Source organism: Arthrobacter sp. SLBN-122 (assembly GCF_006715165.1).
Taxonomy (GTDB): Bacteria; Actinomycetota; Actinomycetes; order Actinomycetales; family Micrococcaceae; genus Arthrobacter.
In genome coordinates, this window is sequence record NZ_VFMS01000001.1 from 3253718 (window position 1) to 3276239 (window position 22522).

A 22522-nucleotide genomic window follows, 5' to 3' on the forward strand; every position below is an offset into this window, starting at 1 on the left:
GGTACCTACTGATTAAGGGGAGACAGGTGTTGGCCTTTCCTCTCGGGGACATAAACCTGCACGGAAGGAACTACGACTTCCTGACGAAGGGGAAGTCAGCCACAGGCACAGGCTCATCAATGAAGGCCGTGGACGCTTCAGGCGGGTAGGTGACGTAGGGCCATGTGGGATCGTTGACGTTGAGCAGGAACAGATGCATGATGCGGCCGGGCTTCACTGCCTCATCATCCAGCCGCTCATGGTTCTTGGGCAGGTACTTATCCAGCAGTACCTTGATGGCCTCGGTCGCCTTGTAGTAATCCATGATGGTTGATGCCTGAATGGCCAGCGTATCCCTGCGGTATTCTGGCCCCTTACCCGGAACCAGGAACGTGATGCGTTCAATGCTCCTGAGGTCTTGGATACTGCCGCCACGGAAGTCCTTGGTGATAGGCATGATGTCAGTGTCATCAAACTGCGTGTAAATCCAGTTCTGGCTCTCAGCCTGAAGTTTCTCCTGCAAGGGCAATGGCAGGTCTGCTGCGAACGGGATGAGCTCCCTGTATGCGGTCTTGGCGTTGGCGAGGCGGGTGGCGATGAGGTTCCGGACGTAGGCGTTGTTGTTCAGGGCCATGCATACCTTTTCCAGATGCTCCACGGTGGGGCGGTAGGCAGGGCAGTGGGCTATCTGCTCCAGTTCGCGGATGAGATCCAGACCGTTGTGGGCGATGGCTGAGAGGTGGTTTTTGAGGAAGAGGATGCGGGAGGCTTCTTTCCGCTTCGCCGGCAGGACCACGACGAGCAGGTTGAAAAAGTACGCACCGATGATCGCAAGGCACAGGTCGTACCAGAGCGTCAGTTCGGTAACTTCCATCGTTCCCGGTTCCGGGACGGGCTTGGGTACAAGGCTCAACCAGTAAACCCAGCCGACAACGATCAGGGAGATGCCGAAAGCCACATGGATGCCCCAGTGCGTCAGCAGGTGCTTGATTTGCTTCACCGGTTGAGATTACCCGGGCCCCTGCGGCAGGAACGAAAGCGTTGTTCTCCTGTGGCAGGATGGCAGCAATATGTATGCGGGGGAGTGCATCGTTCTCTCTCCTGTGTACGGTTCCCGTTCCTCCTGTGAGAGAGTTCCCTTCCTATGGCTGAGACCACCACCTTCAAGTACCTGGCCCCGGACATCTTCCTGCCCGAGGCTTATGAATCCGATGAGGACTTCTCACCTGAGGAAGCCATGTACCTGTGGGAGCGGGCTGCTGATGAAGCCTTCCTTGAACTGCCGGCTGATGGGACCACCTGCGAGGAATGCTCCAAGCCATGGAATGAATGCACCTGCCCCGGGGGAGCAACCTACGACTCCGATGTGTTGTCAACCGCGAGGACGCTGAGGAGATAGCGGGATTGTTCCTTGGTGCGTGGGAGTACTCACAGCATGTGGGTATGGATGCTCTGGATGAGATTGACCGCTCCTCCGACATCTGGCACGGGGTGACGATTGTGGTGAAGGACCTGGGCGTACTGCCGGGAGCGTTCAGGGAGGACATCATGAAGGTGAAGGCGTTCGTGGATGCGTGGGCACCCGAGGTTGAGGAGATAGGGGAAGGGTTAGCCGAGTAAGGGGTTCTTCCTCCATTGGGGATGGATGCGTGTGGGGTTGTTTGCCTGCGTGTATCCATCCCCTTTCCTGTACCCGTGAGTTGTGGGGTTGTGGGGCGTGTATCCACATGTGGATAGGGAAAGTAGACGTGAGGGTTCTTCCTCGGGCGCTGTGGGATGTTTCCATGTGGGGAAGTTCCGTGGAGCGGACGAGTACACCCACGCACTCTGTTGTGTAGGTTCCATCCCCTTCGCCTTACCCTCTGTTGGGTAGGTTCCATCCCCGTGTACTTCCCCTTGCTTCCGTGGATGTGTAAGTAGAGGGTTTCGCATGTACACCCTGCCTGCTTCCCAGTACTGGAGCGGATTTACCCTATGGGGCGGGGATGTTTTGTGCTCCTCTGAGGCGTGCTCATGTGAAGGGGAAGTGGATGAGGGTGAGGGTTGCAGGCAGGGGTTTCCATGGAGGGGAAGCTACACGCAGGCTGGATGTGGGGAAGTAAAAGTGGACGTGGGGAAGTGGAAGCAGGCGAGGGTATTTCCCACACTTGAATCCACATCAGGGGCGAGGGTTTCATCCACGCATGTACTTCCCCTACCAGTTAGGCGGGGATTGTAGGGTGAGGCTTTTCTACTCGGGCTTCCGTGAAGGAGTGGATTCCGTGCTGTGGGCAGGGGGTCTCTTACTCTCTTGACCCTTACCCTGCTTGGCACCCTCATCGTTAGCCGGATGGTCGGGATGGTTAACCGGGATGTTGATGCCTTTGGGTCGCTCAATGAATGAGGCCGGGTGGACAGCCACTATCCCGCTGACAATGCGAGGCTCACTGGATGGGGGTTCATCGCTGATGGCAGCCCTCAGACCCACTGCTTCCATCACGGATAGTTTCTTGCTTTCCTGATGCAAGGTGCGGACTTTCTTGAGCAGGCTGTTCATGTTGCGAACCTCCATCTTGCCCATCAGTTGTTTGATGATGTGTAGGACATGAGATGGCTTGACTGAAAGGCGGGTAGCGATACTGCCAAGTCGCCTTCCCCGGTACAGCCCCTCCAGGACTACCGCTTCGTATTCTGAGAACCCCAGTCCCTTGAGTTGGGATGCCGTGAGTTTGGGCTTGAGGATGCGGCGTACCCTTCCCGAACTGATGTCAGGTGGAGTGATGGGAGTATCACTTTGCTGGAACACAGGTCTGGCTGCCCCAACCCGTGCGGAGGAAGGCTTCGCTCCGACTTCAAAAGACTGCACTGGGAACCATTCGCCGTTGACGACAACATGATCTTTTCCAGCCTGTGGAGTTGCCGATTCTCCTGCGTTGTAGGACTTCGTGATGATGTTGGTGGGGGTCCAGCTATCCAGGATGGACTTGCGGGTGATGAAGTACGGATTGGAGCGTTGCTTGGGGGCTGAAGGAGTGGTGGTGACTTCGATGGATGGTTGCCCTGCGGGGCTTCCAGTGTTGGCTTCCTGCCCTTGGGATATGCCGAATGACTTATCCTGCTCTTCCTTCAGGTACCGGTAAACAGGTGCTGTGGTCCGGGACGAATGGAGTTCTTCCTGAGCCTCATGCTCAACTGCAACGGCGGCCTTCTCCTCAGCCCTTTGCTGGACAGTGCCTGCTGGAACCTGTGCTTCCTTGGCAGGTACTACGAGGAGTTCCAGTTCCTCCCGGACAACAGCCCTGAACCGTTCCTCCTCTGCCTTCTGCTGTTCACTGGCACTGGCAGGTTCCGCGGAGGACTGGAGGGTGACGGTGGCCGTGGCCATTGGTGCTTCAACGGGTGGCCTATATACGGGCCGGAGTGTGATGGCGTTGGCGAGATCTCCCCAGAAGGAATCCGCATAACTCTTGGGCTTCTGTTTCATGAGGTTGCTCCTGTGTTCTGACCCTGCGGGGGAGTGGAAGCGGGAACAGGTGCTGGGTTGTGGTCAGGAAGCATGTTGCCTGCGAGGAGGGCGAGGACCGCCATGGCTGAGATTCCTTGCATAAAGTTTCCTGCCTTGCCTTCAAAGCCCCATGAGACGGCTGCTCCCAGCAGTGCGAACAAAATGCCTGCAACGAAGTGGGCGAGGATGAACCGCCCGTACTTCAGGTTCGGCTGGGAGTGGTCAAGGCTGATGAAGGTGAGGATGAGCCGGCCGAGTGCGAGGCATGCACCTCCGAGAGCTCCTTGCAACCAGGCCTCCGTGAGCATGAAGTCAAAGTTCAAGAGTTCCCCTATGTGATGGTGCTGGCCTCTGTTCTCAGATTACAGGGCCTACATGCCTATCTACCTGACAGGCACTGCTTGTGCGAGGGGTGGGTCAGGGACGAGAAATAGGGCTGGAGCTCGTGCGGATCACGGCTTCCCGCCATGGGTACCTTTCCCTTGCTGGCTCCGGTGCTGGTCTACTCCTCCTTCTTCTTGCGGGCAGTATGAGTCGTGGAGTCGGACATATCCGCGTTGAAGTAGAACTCGGGCTTTTGCTGCACGGTCGTCTTAGTCTTGAGGTTGGGTTTCCGGCCGAGAGACACGAGCAGATAGCTGGCGACCTTCTGGTAATCCTTGGTATCAAAAACCCCCTCAAAGGTTCGTTCAACCTCTACCAGCCGATCCGCTGGAAGCCCGGTATCCTTTACGACTTCCTCACGCTTGAGGTTGCCATTGAGGATAGAAAAGGCAACAACAGTAAATTCTGGGCCAAGTCCGATATGTTGCACTTCTTCCCGCGTGACAGGAATATTCCACTTGTTCCGCTTCCCGGGACCGGAAACTGTTGCGATGTTGTGAACCCACGAGGGTATCGGATGGAAGGACTGTTCCCGCAGCTTGGTCAGGTTGGTGGATTCCCGTGCCTGCTTTTCAGAAGTAGCAGAGGACTCCCGTTCCCTGTGCAGTGTCCAGATGATATCGAGAAGCCGGTCAGGACTGGTCACCCCGAACCTGTCCATCAGTCGCGTGCGTGTGGAAAGAACAGCAATGATATCCAGACCGCTTCGAGATGCGACCTCCTCAATATCCTGACCACGGAACAATCCATAAACGACGTGTGCTTCTGCTTGGGTGAGACCCAAATCTATTAATTGTTCAAGGTCCAGCTTCCGCCAAGGACGGAAGAAGAATCTGGCTACGGATGCTTTCTTCCATCCTTCCCATGTCTGGTCGGGGAGCCCAGAGCCAATCGCCGCTGGCGGGGAAAACGCGACACGACGCTCTGAGATTGGATGATGGACTACCCCGCCTGAAGGATTCCTCAGGGCGAGCTCCTTACGGTGAGACCCATAGTGCCCGGGCGGCGTTGTTGTGGGGGCAGGTTCCTCGGACGGTGCTTGGTCCTGAGATTCAGAGGAGATTACCTCGTTGATATCCGCAATGACATACGTATCACCCTGTGCTGGCACAGCATCTTCCGCCAGGGTTTCGAATGCGAACGCCATTCGTTTCATTTCCTCTGGCCCGGGATGCTGTGGCTGGGAAAGGATGGTGTCCGGGGAGGAGTTCTCGCTGCTGGCTTGCTGGTCCGAGTGCCGGGGCCGGCGTTTTTCTGCCTTACGTTCGTCCATACGCCGGGCTGTCGCCTCAGTGTCCTCAAGCAAGTCCCTGGGGTCCTGCTGTTCCTGGCGAGGAGAATTGCGGGCAGACTTGGCCTTGGGCTTCCTGTATACGCTCCGCAGCATCAGGGTGTTGGCTAGGTCAGCACCCGGGGTGTCCTTGAGAATGAGTGGTCTATCCCTCATCGTCGGCTCCATGGATCTTGGGCATCAGGTCTCCTGCAAGCAGCGAGAGTAGGACAAGGGCTGCGATACCCGAGAAGATGTTGGCTGCTCTGCCTTCCGTTGCATAGGTAATGATGCCGCCAATGAGGGCGAACAGCCCGATGCTGACGAAGTTGATGAGCAGGAACTGAATGTACTTCGTTTCGCCCCGGGCATGGTTGATTTGCCCGAAGGTGACGATCATCCTGCCAAGCCCGAGGACGATCCCACCGAGGCCGCCTTCCAAGAAAGACTGATTCCATTGAATCCATCCGAACCACTGGCCAATGAGACTCTGAATGTCCATCTTCTCCCACCCTGCTCCCGCTGGCTATCAGGCTACAGGGCGGGCGATCTACTCAGTCGTAGGAGCGGTGGATTACTCCGTGCCCGATGAGAGAGTGCTGCCTGTATTCGGTGTACCAGGTGGGGCCTTGAGCTTTGCTTCAACAGGCGGGTTGCTCCAGCCCTGCGGATGGTAGAAGACAAAGTTCACGGCCTTGGACAGCACTGAGTACATTCCGGTGATGGCGGTGGCGGTCTTGATTCGCAGGATCTTGGTGGTGTCCTCAAGCCCGGGTTTGTTCAGGAAGGCCCGATGGATGAGGGCATAGTCTGTCATCTCATCCCGGATGGTTCGGACAGTGACGGCGTGGACTTGGTTTTGCATCCTGGGTTCATCGCTGTGCAGGTCAAGGGCCGGCAGGGTTCCATCCTTGATTCGCCGCCAGTAGGTCTTGTTCCATGCCTTCACGGACCTATCCAGCAATTGGTATAGCCGCACCTTGCGGGTGTTGCCGTTGATGATGCGGGAGGACTCATACACGGCGATGGTCGCACCGAGGGCAAGGGCTATCTGGTCCCTGACCGCACGGTTCTCCTTGGCCCGCCGTTCCTTGGTCCGCTGCAGCCACTCCCTGAGCTCCGGCGAATCCTCCAGAGCCTGCTTCACGCCAGCGAGACTGTAATAGCGGGAGGGGGTCTTGAAGTTATTCCTAGGAGCTCCCAGGATGAGGCTCTCAGGGTCGGCATCAGAGTCCCGCTGAAAACCCGGAGGCATGAACAGACCGGACTCATCACTGCTCCAGTCGTCATCCCAGTCATCATCCTCATCGGACTCGGGGGTATCCCTGTCGGGGGTGAGGTAGTGCTCAATGGCATCGTAGGAGAAGCCCAGCAGGAAGAGTTCCTCTTGGGTTAGGTTTCTGGATTCAGGGATGTCGTCAAGAGACATGTCACCATAGGCCAGCTGGAGGGAAGTGTTGTCGGCTAAGAGGGGTTCATCCTGTTTGGAAAACCGTTCCTCTACCCATCGTTCCTGCTCCTGAGATTCCATGGGTCCAGTATCGAGCCCGTTGTTGTTTGGAACCAATTTGGTGTAGGTGTGATTAGACAGGATTCGTGCCTATGGAATCAGGTCACCGATGGGCCGTCTTGCCCGCAGATCACGCGGTTTTTGGAGTGCTGGAGGTGGCTCATCGAAAGCACACCACGAGAACTTAAAATCCGCGTGTTGTGGGTTCGAGTCCCACCTGGGGTACACATGTTCCGCCATCACGGTGCCGCCACCGACTGGCGAAAGCCGCCTGCCCAGCAGGCGGCTTTCGGCGTTTAATGCCCCACAGGAAACTACTGTTATAAGGCTGTGACCTCAGTCACTTAGTTTCCTGCCGTCTATGCACTAGCTTGAACCTAAATCAGGAATACCTGGTCCCGCTCCGGGCGCCACCGCGCCCGTTCCGCACCCGCATCGCACGGTCCTGTTTCGGAAGGCAGATTAATGTACCGAAAGAAAGTCCTCACTTCGTTGGCAGCGGCAGCCACGTTCAGCATGCTGCTGTCGGCCTGCGCCAACCAAGCAGGCCCCAGCAACACCGAGAGCTCCGGCTCGTCCAACAAAGTGAACATCCCCGCCATTTCGAAAGTGGACGTCCCCGCCGACGCTGTCATGCCTGCTGGCGACGGCAAGGCAACCTGCCCCGCCACCACCACGCTGGCTTACGCCGGAGCACAGACCGGCCCCAACGCCCAGCTCGGCGTCAACATCTTCAACGGCATCCAGCTGGCCATCGACCAGCACAACAAGGCCAACCCCGGCTGCCAGGTCCAGTTCAAGAAGTTCGATACGGAAGGCGATCCGAACAAAGCCACCGGCCCCGTCACCCAGCTGGTGAGCGAGCCGGACATCCTGGGTGTTATCGGCCTTCCGTTCTCCGGCGAATCCAAAGCCACGGGCAACATCTTCGAGCAGAAGGGCCTGGTCCACATCACGCCGTCGGCCACCAACCCCGGCCTGACAGGCAACGGCTGGACCACCTTCTTCCGGGGCCTCGGCAATGACGCCGTCCAGGGCCCGGCGGCCGCCAAGTTCCTCACCGGGAAGCTCGGCGCCAAGAAGGTCTACCTGGTCCAGGATGACTCCGACTACGGCATCGGGCTTGGAACTTCCACTTCTGCCGGCCTGGGCAGCGCGCTGGCCGGGACGGAAAAGGTGACCACCGGCCAGAAGGACTTCTCGGCAGTCATTTCCAAGATCATGAACGCCAAGGCAGACGCCGTCTTCTACGCCGGCTACTACGCTGAGGGCGCACCTTTCGACCAGCAGCTGGTGGGCAAGGGGTTCACGGGAACCTTCGTGGCACCGGATGGTGTCAAGGATGACCAGTTCATCAAGCAGGCAGGCGACGCGTCCAGCAACGCGTACTTCACCTGCCCCTGCATCCCGGGTGAACTGATCCCCGAATTTGCGTCCGCGTACAAGGACATCGCCAAGGGAGCAGAGCCCGGCACGTACTCCATCGAGGGCTACGACGCAGCGACCGTCCTCCTGTCCGGGATCGACGCAGGCAAGCAAAGCCGCGCCGACCTGCTGTCCTGGGTCAAGTCCTACGACAAGGCCGGCCTGAGCAAGCATTACAAGTGGGATGCCAAGGGCGAGCTCCAGGCCCCGACCGTGTACGGCTACAAGGTGGAAAACGGCAAGATCGTTCCCGTCGGCCCCATCGGGGAGTAGCAGCCCGGCGAAAGGCAATCGGCTGTGGGGGCCAGCATCAGCAGGCCCCCACAGCCTTTTCTTCGCTTCGGCAGCAGCCCAGGACCAAGTTACGTCATTAGACACAAGTCCCACGGCCGGGCCCACAAGGCCGCGTGCAACTGGATCAGGATGTTCCCATGCTTCCCTCTCTTGTCCCACTACTCCCCACTGAAAACGACTGGATCACCTTCGACATACCGTCCCTGGCCCAGAACTTCTGGAGTGCCACCTTTGACGGCCTAACCTTCGGGGCCATCTATGCGCTCGTAGCGCTTGGTTACACCCTGGTTTACGGCGTGCTGAACCTGATCAATTTCGCCCACTCGGAAGTGTTCATTGTGGGCTGCTACGCAGTCTTCTTCACCCTCAGCACCCTGGGCTTCGGCCCCTCAGTTCCCCGGCTCGACATCTGGGCCATCATCCTGAATCTGCTGCTGGCGCTGGTCCTGGCCATGGTTGCCTCGGCCGTCACAGCCTTCCTGCTGGAACGCATCGCGTACAAACCCCTTCGGAAACGGAACGCCCCCCGCCTGGTCTTCCTGATCACCGCCATCGGTGCTTCCTTCACCATCCAGTACCTGATCTACCTGTGGCGCGGCCCCAGCCCCGAGCTTGCACTGACCATGTTCCGTCCCACGCCGATCTTCGACGTCTTCGGCACCATCGTCGATTCCCAGCAGCTGGTGATCATCATCGCCGCGGTGATCATGATGGTGGGCATCGACAGGTTCATCAGCAAGTCGCGCACGGGCCGCGGCATCCGGGCTGTTGCCCAGGATCCTGATACCGCAACATTGATGGGCGTCAACAAAGAGCGCATCATTATTACCACCTTCATCATCGGAGGCCTGCTCGCAGGAGCCGCCGCCTTGTTCTACGTCATGAAAATCCCCTCCGGTGTCCAGTACAGCGGTGGATTCGTCCTGGGTATCAAGGCGTTCGCCGCCGCTGTGCTCGGCGGCATCGGCAACGTCCGCGGCGCCCTGCTGGGCGGCCTGCTGCTCGGCCTGATCGGCAACTACGGCCAGATCCTGCTGGGCAACTCGCAGTGGACCGACGTCGTGGCATTCGTGGTGCTGGTGCTGGTGCTGCTGCTGCGGCCCGAAGGCATCCTGGGAACCTCCCTTGGAAGGAGCAAAGCATGAGCATGACGGACGGCCCCACGCCGCTGCAGACGGCGGCTGCCGAACAGGCAGCAGAGGAACGCGAAGCGTCCTCGAAAGCCGCAGGAAAAAGCGATCTCGCCCAGCGGGGCAAACGCAAACCGGGGTACTTCTCCGACCGGTGGCACGCACTGTCCCGGCAACAGCAGTGGGCGTTCCTGATCATCGTCGTGGTACTGGCCTACCTGCTCCCGCTGATGAACCCGCCCATCATCACCACCGAACCCGGCAACAACTTCGCCCTGGCCTGCTTCGACATGGCCCGGTTCGCGCTCATCGCCGTCGGCCTCAACGTGGTGGTGGGCTACGCCGGCCTGCTGGACCTTGGATATGTCGCCTTCTTCGCGGTGGGTTCCTATTGTGCGGCCATGCTGACCAGTCCCGACTCACCCTTCCTGCATATTCCGTACCTGTGGACCATCCCGATCGCCATGGCGGTCACCATGTTCTTCGGCGTGGTGCTGGGCGTGCCCACCCTGCGCCTCAGGGGTGACTACCTTGCCATCGTGACGCTGGGGTTCGGCGAAATTGTCCGCATCCTGGCCACTATCATCCCGGCCATGAAGGGCCAGGTGGGCTTCCAGAACGTCGGCCATCCTCCGGGTACCGAGGCTGACGGAACGCCGATCTTCTCCAATTCGAACGGCGTACCCTGGTACTGGCTGACGCTGACCATCATCATCATCGTCACCCTCCTGGTGGGCAACCTGGAACGCAGCCGGGTGGGCCGCGCGTGGATCGCCATCCGTGAAGACGAGGACGCCGCTGAGATCATGGGCGTTCCCACCTTCAAATACAAGGTGTGGGCCTTCGCCATCGGCGCTGCGATCGGCGGCCTGTCCGGGGCCCTCTTCGCCGGCCAGGTGGGGTTCGTCAACAACCAGAAGTTCGACGTCACCACCTCCATCCTGTTCCTCGCCGCCGTCGTGCTTGGCGGAGCCGGCAACAAGGTGGGCGCCATTCTGGGCGGCGCCCTGGTCAGCTACATCCCGCTCCGGTTCACGGCCATCGCGGAATACAAGTACCTGATCTTCGGCATCGCCCTGGTGCTGATCATGATCTTCCGTTCCCAAGGGCTGCTCCCGGCACGGCAGCGGTTACTCGCCTACGGACGGACTGCCCTGAACAAGGTCACCAGCCGTGAGGGCACTGAACCCAAGGACACGGACAATCCATCAGCCGGCGCCGGCACTCGTGCGGCCGGACAGAGAGGAGCGGAGGCATGAGCTCCGAGGAGAGGCATGCAGGCTCCAGCAGCGTGGAGGAGCAGCCGGCAGTTGACGGCTCCGCGGCTGTTGCGCCCGAGATCGATATTGAAGCCCTGGCCGAGGCCGGGGTTGATCCGGAGCTTGCCGAGAAGGTGGCCCCGGACCGCGATATCGCAGTCAAGGTTGGCGACAACATCGTTGAGGTGCAGAACCTGACCATCAAGTTCGGCGGCCTCGTTGCATTGGACAACATCAGCTTCAACATCAAGCGGGGCGAGATCCTGGGGCTGATCGGCCCCAACGGCGCCGGCAAGACCACCTGCTTCAACGCGATGACGGGCGTCTACAAGCCCACCAGCGGCAAGGTGGTGCTGGAGGGCCAGGTCCTGAACGGCATCAAGCAGCACAAGATCACCCGCCTGGGCCTGTCACGCACCTTCCAGAACATCCGGTTGTTTGGCGAAATGACGGCCCTCGAGAACGTTGTGGTGGGCCTGGACGCGCGGCACAGGACCAGCGTTGGCGGGGCGCTGCTGCGCCTGCCCACGCACATCCGGGAGGAGAAGTCAGCCATCGAGCGGGGCATGGCCCTGCTGGACTTCGTCGGCATCGGCAGCCACGCGCACGTCCTGTCCCGGCAGTTGCCGTACGGCTATCAGCGCCGCCTTGAGATCGCCCGGGCCCTGGCCACCGATCCCAAGGTGCTGTGCCTGGACGAGCCTGCGGCCGGCTTCAATCCTGCCGAGAAGGAGGAACTGATGGCCCTCATCCGCACCATCAGGGATGAGGGCTACACGGTGTTGCTGATTGAGCACGATATGAAGCTCGTGATGGGCGTGACGGACCGGATCGTCGTGCTGGAATTCGGGAAGAAGATCGCGGATGGACTGCCGCGCGAGATCCGCGAAGACCCGCGCGTTATTGCCGCCTACCTAGGAGAGCCCGAAGATGACGCTGCTTGAACTTAAGGACGTTTCCGTCCACTACGGCCGCATCCAGGCGCTGCGGAACATCTCCTTCACTGTGGACGAAGGTGAAGTCGTGGCCCTGATCGGCGCCAATGGAGCCGGCAAGACCACCACCATGCGGACCATCTCCGGGCTCTTGAACTGCTCCGAAGGCAAGGTCACCTTCGCCGGCCAGGACATCACCAAGATGAAGGCACACATCCGGGTGGTCCATGGAATCTCCCAGGCCCCCGAAGGGCGCGGGATCTTCCCGGGCATGACCGTCATGGAAAACCTGGACATGGGGACCTTCGGACGCAAGGACCGCAGCGGAGTGGGGAAGGACCTGGACCGTGTATTCGATCTCTTTCCCCGGCTTAAAGAGCGGGAAAAGCAGTACGGGGGCACCATGTCCGGCGGCGAGCAGCAGATGCTGGCCATCGGACGGGCCCTGATGTCCAACCCGAAGCTGCTGCTGCTGGACGAGCCGTCCATGGGCCTGGCACCGCAGTTCATCCGCCAGATCTTCAAGATCATCAAGGAAATCAACAACCAGGGCACCACCGTCCTGATGGTGGAGCAGAATGCCAACCAGGCCCTGGCGGGGGCGCACCGCGCCTTCGTGCTGGAGACCGGGGAGATCACCCACAGCGGCACCGGGAAACAGCTGCTCGAGGATCCGTCCATCAAGGAGGCCTACCTGGGGGTGGGGTAGTTCACTCGACGGGGTCCGGTGCTTTAAGAGCGCGCAACGGTCACGGTTCGGTTGCAACCGGGCCCCACGGGAACTTTCCCTGTGGCCCCCACGTGGGAATTGGTAGCGTAACAAGAAGCTCATCACCCACATCCACATGGAGGAATCCCGCAATGGCACTTGGCGGCAACCCGATCTTCAACGGAAAGACTTTCCGTGGAACCACCCAGGCACCGCCTGTCCCGCAGGCTCCCTACGGCACTCCCTATGGCCAGCAGCCTTATGGCGGCCAGGCGCCCTACGGACAGCAGCCTTACGGCCAGCAGGGCTGGGGCACGCAGCCCCAAAGCATGAGCGACGAACAGCTGCGCCAGATGTACAGCCAGCCGTCGGCCGGCCCCGCGGACACCGGGCGGATGACGTTCGACGACGTCATCATGAAGACCGCTGCCTGCCTCGCCGCTGTGGTTGCCGGCGCCGCAGTCACCCTTGTGGTGGCACAGGGCCTGGCCTCCCTGCTGATGATCGTTGGTGCCCTGGGCGGTTTCGTGCTGGCCCTGGTCAACACCTTCAAGAAGCAGCCGTCGCCGGCGCTGATCCTCGCCTATGCGGCTCTCGAGGGACTGTTCCTTGGCGGCTTGACCCGGATCCTCGACGGCATGTTCCCCGGCGTCGGCCTGCAGGCCGTCATCGGCACACTGTCCGTCTTCGCCGTCACCTTGCTGCTCTTCAAGAGCGGCAAGGTCCGCGCCACACCGCGCGCCATGCGGTTCTTCATGATCGCAATTATCGGCTACGCCGTGTTTGCGCTGATCAACATGATCATGATGTGGACAGGGGCCGTGCAGAGCCCCTTCGGCCTGCGCACCAGCGTCGAGATCTTCGGCATCCCGCTGGGCGTCTTCATCGGCCTGCTGGCCATCGGCCTCGCCGCGTTCTCGCTGATCATGGACTTCACCAGCATCGAAGAAGGTGTCCGCAGCGGAGCCCCGCAGCGCTTCTCCTGGACAGCCGCCTTCGGCCTGACCGTCACACTGGTCTGGCTGTACGTGGAGATCATCCGCCTGCTGGCCATCCTGCGGGGCGACGACTAGGCACCCCGGCAGCTTCCGCCGTCGTAAACCAAACAACCGTGGGCCCCACCAGACTGGTGGGGCCCACGCTCGTTAACTGCTGCCGGCCTCAGGCCGTTCGGCGCGCGCTACGCGACGCGCATGGCTCCGGCGGCAGGGGAGACGGTGAAGATATCCGGCGTCCTGTAGCCGGCGTCGGCGAAGGCCTTGACGACGGCGGCACGCACCGCCTGCTCGGCGTCCACCGGGGTCAGCGCAATGGCCGCGCCGCCGAACCCGCCCCCGGTCATGCGGGCGCCGATGGCACCATGGGACCTGGACGTGTCCACGGCCAGGTCCAGCCCTGGGCAGGAGATTTCAAAGTCGTCGCGCATGGAAGCGTGGCTGGCATCGAGCAGGGTGCCGATGGCGCTTGGCCCGGCGCCGCCCAGGAGCTCTACGGTCTGGAGCACCCGGTCATTTTCGGTAACCACATGGCGCACCCGCCGGAACGTGACCTCATCGAGCAGACCGCTGGCCTCCTCAAGGTCAGCCACCTCGACGTCCCGCAGCGCCTTGACCCCCAGCACCTCCGCTCCCAGCTCACAGGAGGCCCGGCGTGAGGCGTAGCCGCCGTCGGCGTGGGAGTGCGACACCTTGGTGTCGATCACCAGGAGCACCAGGCCTGCGGGTTCGGTTTCGAAAGGAACCAGGGTTGCCTTCTGGTCCCGGCAATCGAGGAAGACCGCGTGGCCCCTGGCGCCGCGAAGGGACGCCGACTGGTCCATGATCCCCGTGGGTGCACCCACGAAATCGTTTTCCGCCCGCTGGGTTGCCAACACCATGTCCTCGGCGGCCAGCCCGGCGCCCGTGAGGTCATTCAGCGCCGTGACGACAGCACATTCGATGGCGTGCGACGACGACAGGCCGGCACCGAGCGGCACGTTCGAGTCCAGGAGCAGGTCCACTCCGGGAACGGTGATGCCCCGCTCCCGGAGGGCCCACATGACGCCGAAGGGGTACTTGGTCCAGCCCTTCGCTTTGCCGGGCTGCAGGGAGTCGAGCGTGGTGGTGACCACGCCCTGGTCGCCATACGTGGACAGGAGCCGCACGGTTGAATCCGGCCGGGCGGCGACGGCCACCCGGGCGGTGCGGTCGATGGCGAACGGAAGGACAAAGCCCTCGTTGTAGTCGGTATGTTCGCCGATGAGGTTCACCCGCCCCGGAGCCTGCCATACGCCGTCGGGTGCGGTTCCGAATTCATGTTCAAAGCGGGCGCTGAGATCCTGGGCGGCAGGGGCCGCCTTGGCCTGGTCCTGGCTGGTCACGCGGAGGCTCCTTCCGGGGTGGCCGCCATGGCGGCGGCAGGAACGGACGACGGCGGGACGGCAACAGTGCGCAACCGTTCCGCCACCGTTTCGGGGGTGGTGTCATTGATAAAGGCGCCCATGGCCGCTTCGGAGCCGGCCAGGTACTTCAGCTTGTCGGCCGCCCTGCGCGGGGAGGTCAGCTGGAGGTGGAGGTAGCCCGCCGGCCGGAGGAGATCATCCAGCGGCGCCTGGTGCCAGGCGGAAATGTAAGGAGTAGGCGTGGGGTAGAGGGCATCCACCCGCTTGAGCAGGTCGAGGTATACCTGTGCCAGCTCATCCTTCTCCTCTCCGCTCAATGCGGCCAGGTCGGGGACATGGCGGTGCGGGACCAGGTGGATCTCCAGGGGCCACCGGGCCGCGAAGGGCACATAGGCGCTGAAATGCGTGCCTTCCAGGACCATCCTGCTGCCATCCTCCCGTTCGGCCCGCAGCAGGGAGCCGGTCAGGGTGTCCGTGCCGTCCTGCGCATCGTAGTACTTCCGTGCCGCCGCGCCCAGGGTGCCTGCGCGTGGCGTGACATAGGGGTAGGCGTAGATCTGCCCATGCGGGTGGTGCAGTGTCACGCCGATGTCCGCGCCGCGGTTTTCGAACGGGAACACCTGCTTGATGCCCGTCATGGCGCTCAGGGCGGCGGTGCGCTGAGACCAGGCCTCAATCACCGTCCGGGACCGCTCTGCGCTGAGCCCACTGAAGGACCCGGTGTGCTCGGGGGTGAAGGACACCACTTCGCAGCGGCCGTACGCCGGGCCCTTCGTTCCCCACACTGCGTTCTCCGGGACGGGTCCCAGGGCCGGGCCCAGCGAGGGAAACCGGTTCTCAAAGACCACGACGTCGTAATCAGCGGCAGGAATTTCGGTCGCATTGGCAGGAGTGGTGGGACAGATGGGGCACTGGTCTGCCGGCGGCAGGTGGGTGCGGGCCTGCCGGTGCGCGGCCACAGCCACCCACTCGTCCGTCAAGGCATCGAAGCGCACCTCGCCGGGCTCCCCTCGCGCGGGCAGGCCGCGGTGGTCGGTGGTGAGGTGTTCGGCGCGGGAGGCACTGGTGCTGTCGTCGTCAAAGTAGATCAGCTCCCGCCCGTCGGAGAGTCTGGTGCTGGTAATCCCTGTCATCCAAAGAGTTTCCCATATACGATCAAGAATGAATAGTTAACAACAAAAAGTAACAGTTGCCGATGGAATGGTGCTGCTTGATTCCGACGGCGGCATGTACGGTAATGCCCATGACAGCCTCTTCCGAAGACGGAACCGCCACCCGCTCATCCATCCGTTCCTGCGCCACCGGGCGGCAACACGAGCTCCGCCGGGGCGACGCCGTGGCAGTGGTCACCGAGCTGGCCGCGGGGCTCCGCTCGTTCAGCCGGGCCGGGATCCAGCTGACCGAAACCTATGGTGATGACCAGATCGCTCCCGGCGGGGCAGGCATTACGCTGGCACCCTGGGCCAACAGGGTGGAGGACGGGGTGTGGTACCTGGACGGCAGCAAGCAGCAGCTGGACATCACCGAGGTGTCCCGCAACAATGCCAGCCATGGCCTGCTGCGAAACACCGGCTACGCGGTGGTGGGGGAGTCCCTGGAGGCCGTGGCCCTTGAAGCGACCGTTTTTCCGCAGCACGGCTACCCGTTCCTGGTCCGGCACAAGGTGGAGTACCGGATCTCCGAAGACTTGGGACTGCAGGTAAGGCAAAGCCTCACCAATGACTCCGCGGCAGCCGCCCCGTTTGTCCTCGGCGCCCACCCCTACCTTCGGCTTGGCGACACTCGGGTTGAGGATTTGCAGCTGACCGTTTCCGCCGCCACCCGGCTGGTGACTGATGAGCGGTTGATTCCGCGCAGCTCCGCCCCTGTCGACGGGGATGTCGACTTTCGTTCGGGCAGGCACATCGCGGACCTGGCAGTGGATGTTGCCCTGACAGACCTCCACTTCGAGGACGGCGCAGCCCGCCACACCCTCGCAGCCGCCGACGGCAGCGCGGTATCGCTCTGGCAGGACGAGGCCTGCCGGTACGTCCACATCTACGTGAGCAAGATCTACCCTGGCCGGAGCCGGGCAGTGGCGGTGGAACCGATGACCGGGTCGGCCAATGCATTCAACTCCGGCGACGGCCTGCGGTGGCTGCCGCCGGGGGAGTCCTTCAGCATGGAATGGGGCATCGACTACAAACCCGGCGCGGCAGGGCGGTAGTTTCCCATTGGGCCACCGCTGCGGAAGTATTGGCATATGACGCCAAAAGAGGACGACGTTACCCTGGCCCACCCGGTCCCCGCACCCGCGCCGGCTGCGCCGCTGCGGGTCCTGACGGACCGTGAACTGGACAAGGACATACCGTACGGCATCCGCATCGCGGCTTCCTGGTCCTGGCGGCTGGGCCTGATCCTCCTGATGGTGGGGACGCTTGTGTGGCTGCTCAGTCACATCACCCTCCTGATCATCCCGGTCATGGTGGCCGCCCTCCTTGCCGGTCTGCTGAGCCCTGTCACGGCGTGGCTGAAGCGGCACAGACTGCCGCCAGGCCTGGCCGTTGCCGTGACAGTCCTCGGGTTCATCGGTGTTATCGTCGGCGCCGGGGCCCTTGTGGGCAGGCAGCTCGTGGTTGGTTTCGGCGAGCTCTATTCCCAGGCCCTCGAAGGTGTACGGCAGGTCCAGGACTGGCTGTCGGCCGGCCCGCTGCACTTGACCGCCGCACAGATCGACCAGTACATCAAGGAAGCCACCGACGCGCTGCAGAACAACAGCAGCAGCATCCTCAGCGGTGCCCTGTCCTTCGGCAGCACCGCCGGCCACTTCGCCGCCGGAATGCTCCTCTCGCTGTTCATCCTCATCTTCTTCCTCCTGGAAGGCGACCGGATCTGGGCGTTCCTGGTCAGGATGCTTCCCCGGAAGGCCCGGGCGGCGACGTTCGGTGCAGGCCGCAAGGGCTGGGCGTCCATGGTCAGCTACGCCCGCATCCAAATGTTTGTCGCGGCTGTCGACGCGCTTGGCATCGGCGTCGGCGCCGCCATCATCGGTGTCCCGCTTGCGCTTCCCCTGGGCGTGCTGGTTTTCCTCGGCTCCTTCATCCCCGTGGTGGGTGCGCTTTTGACCGGCGTCGTCGCCATTCTGCTGGCCCTCGTGGCCAATGGCCCCATCAACGCCCTGATCATGCTGGCCATCGTCCTGCTGGTCCAGCAGCTTGAAGGCCACATCCTGCAGCCCCTGGTCATGGGCAAGGCAGTGTCGCTGCATCCGGTGGCAGTCATCCTCAGTGTTGCGGCCGGTTCCTACCTCGCCGGGATCCCCGGCGCGCTGTTCTCCGTACCCATCCTGGCCGTAGCAAACTCGGCTGTTCGCTACATCGCCGCCAGAACGTGGGAACATGAACAGGTGCCGGTAATTGCCGGGAAGCCCATTACGGCCGGAGCGGGCGGGGACAACACCATCAAGGACGTTGAACCGCCGTCTGCACCTGGTTCGGGGCGGGACGCGGCGTCCGGCACCCCTGCCGAACACCGTGATGCCCGCGCTTCCTCCCCGGAAGGCACCGGAGCAGAACCCAGAGGAGAGTAGTCCGTGAAGATCCTTGAAACCCTTCCCGTCACACTGGACGATGTCCTTGAGGCGCAGAAGTTGCTTGACGGGATTATTGCGCGCACTCCCGTGGAATCGTCGCGGGCGCTGGGGAGCATGGTAGGCGGCGACGTCTTTTTCAAATGCGAAAACCTGCAGCGCGCGGGCTCGTTCAAGGTCCGCGGCGCCTACGTAAGGATGGCGCGGCTCTCCCCTGACGAGAAAAAGAGGGGAGTGGTGGCAGCTTCCGCCGGCAACCATGCCCAAGGCGTTGCCGTAGCCGCCAAGAGCCTGGGCATCAAGGCCCGGATCTACATGCCGCTGGGTGTGGCACTGCCCAAACTCGCCGCCACCCGCAGTCATGGTGCGGAAGTGGTCCTTCACGGGCACAATGTGGACGAGGCGCTCGCCGAAGCCCAGCGCTACAGCAACGAAACCGGCACGGTCTTCGTCCATCCCTTCGACAACGTGGACGTGGTGGCCGGCCAGGGCACCGTGGGCCTGGAGATCCTGGAGCAGGTTCCCAATGTTGACACGATCCTCATGGGCGTGGGCGGCGGGGGGCTCCTGGCTGGGGTGGCCGTCGCCATCAAGGCCCGTGCCAGGGAACTTGGCCGGGAGATCCGGATCATCGGGGTACAGGCGGAAAACGCTGCCGCCTACCCGCCTTCGCTCGCAGCCGATGCATTGGTGCCGTTGAAGAAGGTCTCCACCATGGCGGACGGCATCGCAGTGGGGCGCCCGGGGCAGCTGCCGTTCAGCATCATCCGCGAATTGGTGGACGATGTTGTCACCGTCAGTGAGGACTCCCTGGCCCGTGCCCTGATCTTCCTGCTGGAACGGGCCAAGATGGTGGTTGAACCGGCAGGCGCGGTGGGTGTTGCAGCGCTCATGGACGGCAAGATCGAGAACCCGGGAACCACCGTGGCGGTGCTTTCCGGCGGGAACATCGACCCCATGCTGATGCTGAAGGTGATCCAGCGGGGCCTCTCCGCTGCCGGCCGCTACATGACGGTGCGGATGATGCTCGATGACCGCCCCGGCTCGCTGGCAACCATTGCCCGGATCATTGCTGAAAACGATGCCAACGTCACCGGCCTGGACCACACCCGCGTGGGAGGCTCCATCAGCATGGGAGATGTCTCCATCACCGTGAACCTGGAAACCAAGGGCCACCAGCACGGGGAGCAGGTCCTCAGCGCACTCCGTGCCGAGGGCTTCCAGCCGATTGTTGTGCATTAGGAGCGGCGGTGGCCGGACTCATGGGTAACGGGCGTATCCCCGAACGGCAGGCCATCGCCTCCCGTGCCAAGGGCGGGCTGGTGGTGCTGGGTGGTTTTGTGGCCCTGCTGTTCGCCATCGAAGTGGTCAACACCCTGATGATGGGGGCCCTCACCCGGACCTTCGGCCTGCGGCCCAGGAGCGCCGATGGGCTGCTGGACATCTTCACCTTCCCGCTGCTGCACGCAAACCTGGGCCATCTGCTTTCCAACAGCCTGCCCCTGGTCATCTTCGGCTTCCTGGTGTTCCTCTCCGGGTTGCGCGTGTTCCTCACAGCCCTGGCTTTCAGCTGGCTCGGCAGCGGGCTGACGGTATGGCTGATCGGAAACGGTGTTACTGTGGGCGCCTCAGGGCTGGTCTTCGGGCTTTTCGCGTTCCTGCTGGTCAGGGGTTTCTTCAACCACAGCTGGCGGCAAATCCTGCTCGCCGTGGTCCTCTTCATGGGCTACGGGAGCATCCTCCTGGGCGCCCTGCCGTTTGTGGCGGGCTACGTGAGTTGGCAGGCCCACCTTGGCGGGGCGGTGGGCGGCGTGGTGGCGGCGCTGCTGCTCCGTCGCCGTGGGCCCGCTTTGTCGCGGCAGTCTTAGCGCCCGGGTATCGCAGGCCCGGGACATTAAGCGGAAGCGGCGGCCGTTCCCTGGGGGGACGGCCGCCGCTTCATGCTTTTACGCTGGCTGCTGTTGAGCCGGACGCTGGGGAGCTAGGGGGCGTAGGGCTTGGCGGAGAGGATCTCCACCTTGATGTCCTTGCCGTTCGGCGCCACGTAGCTGAGGGTCTCGCCCTCCTTGTGGCCCAGGATGGCGGCGCCAAGCGGCGACTTTTCGCTGAAGACATCCAGGTCCGAGTCGCCCGCGATTTCGCGTGAACCCAGCAGGAAGGTCTCCTCATCGCCGGCGATCCTGGCCACCACAATCATGCCGGGCTCCACGATGCCGTCGTCGGCAGGCGATTCCCCTACATGGGCGTCGCGGAGCAATACCGTCAGCTGGCGGATGCGGGCTTCAATTTTGCCCTGCTCCTCTTTGGCTGCGTGGTAGCCCCCGTTCTCCTTGAGGTCCCCCTCTTGCCGCGCTGCTTCAATCTTCTGGACGATCTCCGCCCGGCCTGCGCCGGAAAGGTGGTCCAGCTCTGCCTTCAGGCGGTCAAAAGCTTCCTGGGTGAGCCAGGCTGCAGATGCGCTGTTGGTGGTAGACACGGACTTCTCCTCTAGTGGTCCTACATGCAAAAGACCCCGCCACGGTGGCCACTTGTGGAACAGTAACCAGCTCAGCGGGGTAAAGGTATCTCCCTATTGTAGTCAATCCTCTGGAGATAACCCAACACGGAAGCGTTCCACATCACATCGCTCAGGACGTCCCGCCGGGAATCCAGCAGCTGTCCACCACGCCCGATACGGACTCCGACTCCGTGCGCAAGGCAACGCGCTGAGCCACCGTCCTGCCGCCGTCGGCCGTTCCATCCGCTGCCGACGGCGGGATGTCCACCACTTTCCAGCCCACCACGGCAAACTTCGAATCAAGTGCCTTCACTGCACACTTGACGGGCTTGCCTGGTTCCCGCGTCACCTGGAAGTCCACTTCCGCGAGCGTGGCATCGGTGGTGCTGTAACCCACGTCCTTGAACGTCACTCCGGAGAGCGAGTTCGAAGTGGTCACCCACGCAAGGAAGCCTATTCCCGCAGCAAGTGTCAGGCCGATCGCAACCCGGGCGGCAGTGGGGGAGAGCCGGCGCTTTTTAGCACCATACCGATTGGCTAGGCTAGTGTCTGCGGGCGCGGATTGGGCCGGCTGGTCCGGGGAAGTCACCAGACCAGTTTAGTTCCCTTTCCGCCTGCGCTTTGCGGTGGCTGCAGCTGCCGGTGAGGCAGCGCACCCGCTACGCCATCCACAAGCTGCCACAAGCCGTGCAAAGAAGAATAAGGAGCCGTCCCCTTCATGACAGCGTCCAGCAACAACCAGGTGCCGCTCCGGCTGCTCGCAGTCCACGCCCACCCGGATGACGAATCCAGCAAGGGCGCTGCGACCATGGCCATGTATGCAGCTGCCGGCGTGGATGTCCTCGTGGCCACCTGCACGGACGGATCCCGCGGCGATATCCAGAACCCGGCGGTGGAGGGGGAACCGCACCCCAAACGGGATATGGCCGGTGCACGGAGGCTGGAGATGCAGCGTGCCGCTGCCATCCTCGGCATCCGCCAGCGGTGGCTTGGTTTTGTGGACTCGGGCCTTCCCGAAGGGGATCCGCTCCCGCCCCTCCCGGCCGGTTCCTTCGCCACCCTGCCCCTGCACCAGGCCGCGGCGCCCCTGGTACGGCTGGTGCGTTCCTTCAAGCCCCACGTCATCCTCAGCTACGACGAGAACGGCGGCTACCCCCATCCGGACCACATCATGGCCCACCGGGTGGCCGTGGAAGCCTTCGAGGCCGCAGGCGATCCCGAACGCTACCCGGAGGCGGGGGAGCCGTGGGAGCCGGGCAAGCTCTACTACGACCGCGCGTTCAGCCCCGAACGGTTCCGGGCGCTGCACTTTGCACTGGAAGAGGCGGGGCTGCAGTCGCCCTACGCCGAACGCCTGGCCGCATGGCTGGAGTCCGATGCAGAGGGGCACACCCCGCCGCCGGCCGCGCACGCCACCACCACCCAGATTGACTGCGGTGATTTTTTCGAGGTGCGCGACGACGCCCTGCGTGCCCATCGGACCCAGGTGGACCCGCTGGGTTTCTTCTTCGCCGTTTCCCCCGACATGCAGCGCCGGGTTTGGCCATGGGAGGACTATTCCCTGATCCATTCCAGGGTGCCCTCCGAACTCCCCGAAAAGGACCTGTTCGCCGGGCTAAGATAGACACGGCAGGCTATTTCTATCTTGCGTAGAAGATAGGTGCGGTGACGGCCGGTCCCGTCCGCTTCCTGCTTCAT

The 22522-nt window shown here is 62.4% G+C and carries 23 protein-coding genes; 13 read left to right on the forward strand and 10 right to left on the reverse strand.

What is annotated here, in order from left to right; all coding sequences use genetic code 11:
* Positions 1 to 70: 70 nt before the first annotated feature.
* Positions 71 to 979: a hypothetical protein gene (locus FBY36_RS15050; RefSeq protein ID WP_142120656.1), complete on the reverse strand. Its 909-nt coding sequence runs from the start codon at positions 977 to 979 to the stop codon at positions 71 to 73.
* 144 nt (positions 980 to 1123) lie between these two features.
* Here FBY36_RS15050 and FBY36_RS15055 point away from each other — a divergent pair, with 144 nt between their 5' ends.
* Together FBY36_RS15055 and FBY36_RS20580 are read left to right on the forward strand one after the other, a co-directional pair.
* Positions 1124 to 1378 carry a hypothetical protein gene (locus FBY36_RS15055; RefSeq protein ID WP_142120658.1) on the forward strand — a complete coding sequence of 85 codons (255 nt, stop codon included), beginning with the start codon at positions 1124 to 1126 and terminating at the stop codon, positions 1376 to 1378.
* Positions 1379 to 1422: 44 nt separating this feature from the next.
* Complete coding sequence (locus FBY36_RS20580; RefSeq protein ID WP_160141900.1) at positions 1423 to 1599, forward strand: hypothetical protein; 177 nt, start codon at positions 1423 to 1425, stop codon at positions 1597 to 1599.
* A gap of 610 nt (positions 1600 to 2209) precedes the next feature.
* Here FBY36_RS20580 and FBY36_RS15060 read toward each other — a convergent pair.
* The 5 genes from FBY36_RS15060 to FBY36_RS15080 all read right to left on the reverse strand — a co-directional run bounded on the left by FBY36_RS15060 (position 2210) and on the right by FBY36_RS15080 (position 6684).
* Complete coding sequence (locus FBY36_RS15060; RefSeq protein WP_142120660.1) at positions 2210 to 3442, reverse strand: hypothetical protein; 1233 nt, start codon at positions 3440 to 3442, stop codon at positions 2210 to 2212.
* Complete coding sequence (locus FBY36_RS15065; protein WP_142120662.1) at positions 3439 to 3786, reverse strand: hypothetical protein; 348 nt, start codon at positions 3784 to 3786, stop codon at positions 3439 to 3441. The genes FBY36_RS15060 and FBY36_RS15065 overlap by 4 nt, the downstream gene beginning before the upstream one ends.
* 179 nt (positions 3787 to 3965) lie before the next feature.
* Positions 3966 to 5120, reverse strand: a complete 1155-nt coding sequence (locus FBY36_RS15070; protein ID WP_142120664.1) for a helix-turn-helix transcriptional regulator — start codon at positions 5118 to 5120, stop codon at positions 3966 to 3968.
* Positions 5121 to 5283: 163 nt separating this feature from the next.
* Positions 5284 to 5619: a hypothetical protein gene (locus tag FBY36_RS15075; RefSeq protein ID WP_142120666.1), complete on the reverse strand. Its 336-nt coding sequence runs from the start codon at positions 5617 to 5619 to the stop codon at positions 5284 to 5286.
* Positions 5620 to 5691: 72 nt separating this feature from the next.
* On the reverse strand, positions 5692 to 6684 hold the full coding sequence (locus FBY36_RS15080; protein ID WP_142120668.1) for a hypothetical protein: 993 nt from the start codon (positions 6682 to 6684) through the stop codon (positions 5692 to 5694).
* A 408-nt stretch (positions 6685 to 7092) separates the two neighbouring features.
* Between FBY36_RS15080 and FBY36_RS15085 the strand changes: the two genes are divergently transcribed.
* From FBY36_RS15085 to FBY36_RS15110, 6 genes are all read left to right on the forward strand, one after another.
* Positions 7093 to 8325 (forward strand): branched-chain amino acid ABC transporter substrate-binding protein, encoded by a 1233-nt coding sequence (locus FBY36_RS15085; protein WP_142120670.1) that lies wholly within the window; start codon positions 7093 to 7095, stop codon positions 8323 to 8325.
* Positions 8326 to 8483: 158 nt separating this feature from the next.
* On the forward strand, positions 8484 to 9491 hold the full coding sequence (locus tag FBY36_RS15090; RefSeq protein WP_142120672.1) for a branched-chain amino acid ABC transporter permease: 1008 nt from the start codon (positions 8484 to 8486) through the stop codon (positions 9489 to 9491).
* Complete coding sequence (locus tag FBY36_RS15095) at positions 9488 to 10735, forward strand: branched-chain amino acid ABC transporter permease (protein WP_142120674.1); 1248 nt, start codon at positions 9488 to 9490, stop codon at positions 10733 to 10735. Before FBY36_RS15090 ends, FBY36_RS15095 begins: the two co-directional genes overlap by 4 nt.
* On the forward strand, positions 10732 to 11679 hold the full coding sequence (locus tag FBY36_RS15100) for an ABC transporter ATP-binding protein (RefSeq protein WP_142120676.1): 948 nt from the start codon (positions 10732 to 10734) through the stop codon (positions 11677 to 11679). Before FBY36_RS15095 ends, FBY36_RS15100 begins: the two co-directional genes overlap by 4 nt.
* Complete coding sequence (locus FBY36_RS15105; protein WP_056332379.1) at positions 11666 to 12379, forward strand: ABC transporter ATP-binding protein; 714 nt, start codon at positions 11666 to 11668, stop codon at positions 12377 to 12379. The genes FBY36_RS15100 and FBY36_RS15105 overlap by 14 nt, the downstream gene beginning before the upstream one ends.
* A gap of 152 nt (positions 12380 to 12531) precedes the next feature.
* Positions 12532 to 13452 (forward strand): Bax inhibitor-1/YccA family protein, encoded by a 921-nt coding sequence (locus tag FBY36_RS15110; RefSeq protein WP_142120678.1) that lies wholly within the window; start codon positions 12532 to 12534, stop codon positions 13450 to 13452.
* Between the two features lie 107 nt (positions 13453 to 13559).
* Here the strand turns inward: FBY36_RS15110 and galK are convergent, their stop codons facing one another.
* Positions 13560 to 14738, reverse strand: a complete 1179-nt coding sequence (galK, locus tag FBY36_RS15115; protein WP_142120680.1) for a galactokinase — start codon at positions 14736 to 14738, stop codon at positions 13560 to 13562.
* Positions 14735 to 15892, reverse strand: a complete 1158-nt coding sequence (galT, locus tag FBY36_RS15120) for a galactose-1-phosphate uridylyltransferase (protein WP_142120682.1) — start codon at positions 15890 to 15892, stop codon at positions 14735 to 14737. Before galT ends, galK begins: the two co-directional genes overlap by 4 nt.
* A 110-nt stretch (positions 15893 to 16002) precedes the next feature.
* Here galT and FBY36_RS15125 point away from each other — a divergent pair, with 110 nt between their 5' ends.
* The 4 genes from FBY36_RS15125 to FBY36_RS15140 are packed head-to-tail and all read left to right on the forward strand — an operon-like array spanning position 16003 to position 20195.
* Positions 16003 to 16965 (forward strand): aldose 1-epimerase family protein, encoded by a 963-nt coding sequence (locus FBY36_RS15125; RefSeq protein ID WP_142120684.1) that lies wholly within the window; start codon positions 16003 to 16005, stop codon positions 16963 to 16965.
* 36 nt (positions 16966 to 17001) lie between these two features.
* Positions 17002 to 18327, forward strand: coding sequence for an AI-2E family transporter (locus tag FBY36_RS15130; protein WP_200830511.1), 1326 nt, complete (start codon positions 17002 to 17004; stop codon positions 18325 to 18327).
* Positions 18328 to 18330: 3 nt separating this feature from the next.
* Complete coding sequence (ilvA, locus tag FBY36_RS15135) at positions 18331 to 19569, forward strand: threonine ammonia-lyase (protein WP_142120686.1); 1239 nt, start codon at positions 18331 to 18333, stop codon at positions 19567 to 19569.
* Positions 19570 to 19577: 8 nt separating this feature from the next.
* The gene (locus FBY36_RS15140; protein ID WP_142120688.1) at positions 19578 to 20195 is read left to right on the forward strand and encodes a rhomboid family intramembrane serine protease; all 618 of its coding nucleotides are present in this window, start codon (positions 19578 to 19580) and stop codon (positions 20193 to 20195) included.
* 113 nt (positions 20196 to 20308) lie between these two features.
* Here FBY36_RS15140 and greA read toward each other — a convergent pair whose 3' ends face one another.
* Positions 20309 to 20803 carry a transcription elongation factor GreA gene (gene greA, locus FBY36_RS15145; RefSeq protein WP_142120690.1) on the reverse strand — a complete coding sequence of 165 codons (495 nt, stop codon included), beginning with the start codon at positions 20801 to 20803 and terminating at the stop codon, positions 20309 to 20311.
* Between the two features lie 151 nt (positions 20804 to 20954).
* The gene (locus FBY36_RS15150) at positions 20955 to 21413 is read right to left on the reverse strand and encodes a DUF4307 domain-containing protein (protein ID WP_142120692.1); all 459 of its coding nucleotides are present in this window, start codon (positions 21411 to 21413) and stop codon (positions 20955 to 20957) included.
* A gap of 129 nt (positions 21414 to 21542) precedes the next feature.
* Here FBY36_RS15150 and mca point away from each other — a divergent pair, with 129 nt between their 5' ends.
* Positions 21543 to 22448, forward strand: coding sequence for a mycothiol conjugate amidase Mca (gene mca / locus FBY36_RS15155; RefSeq protein ID WP_142030637.1), 906 nt, complete (start codon positions 21543 to 21545; stop codon positions 22446 to 22448).
* The last annotated feature ends 74 nt before the right edge of the window (positions 22449 to 22522 follow it).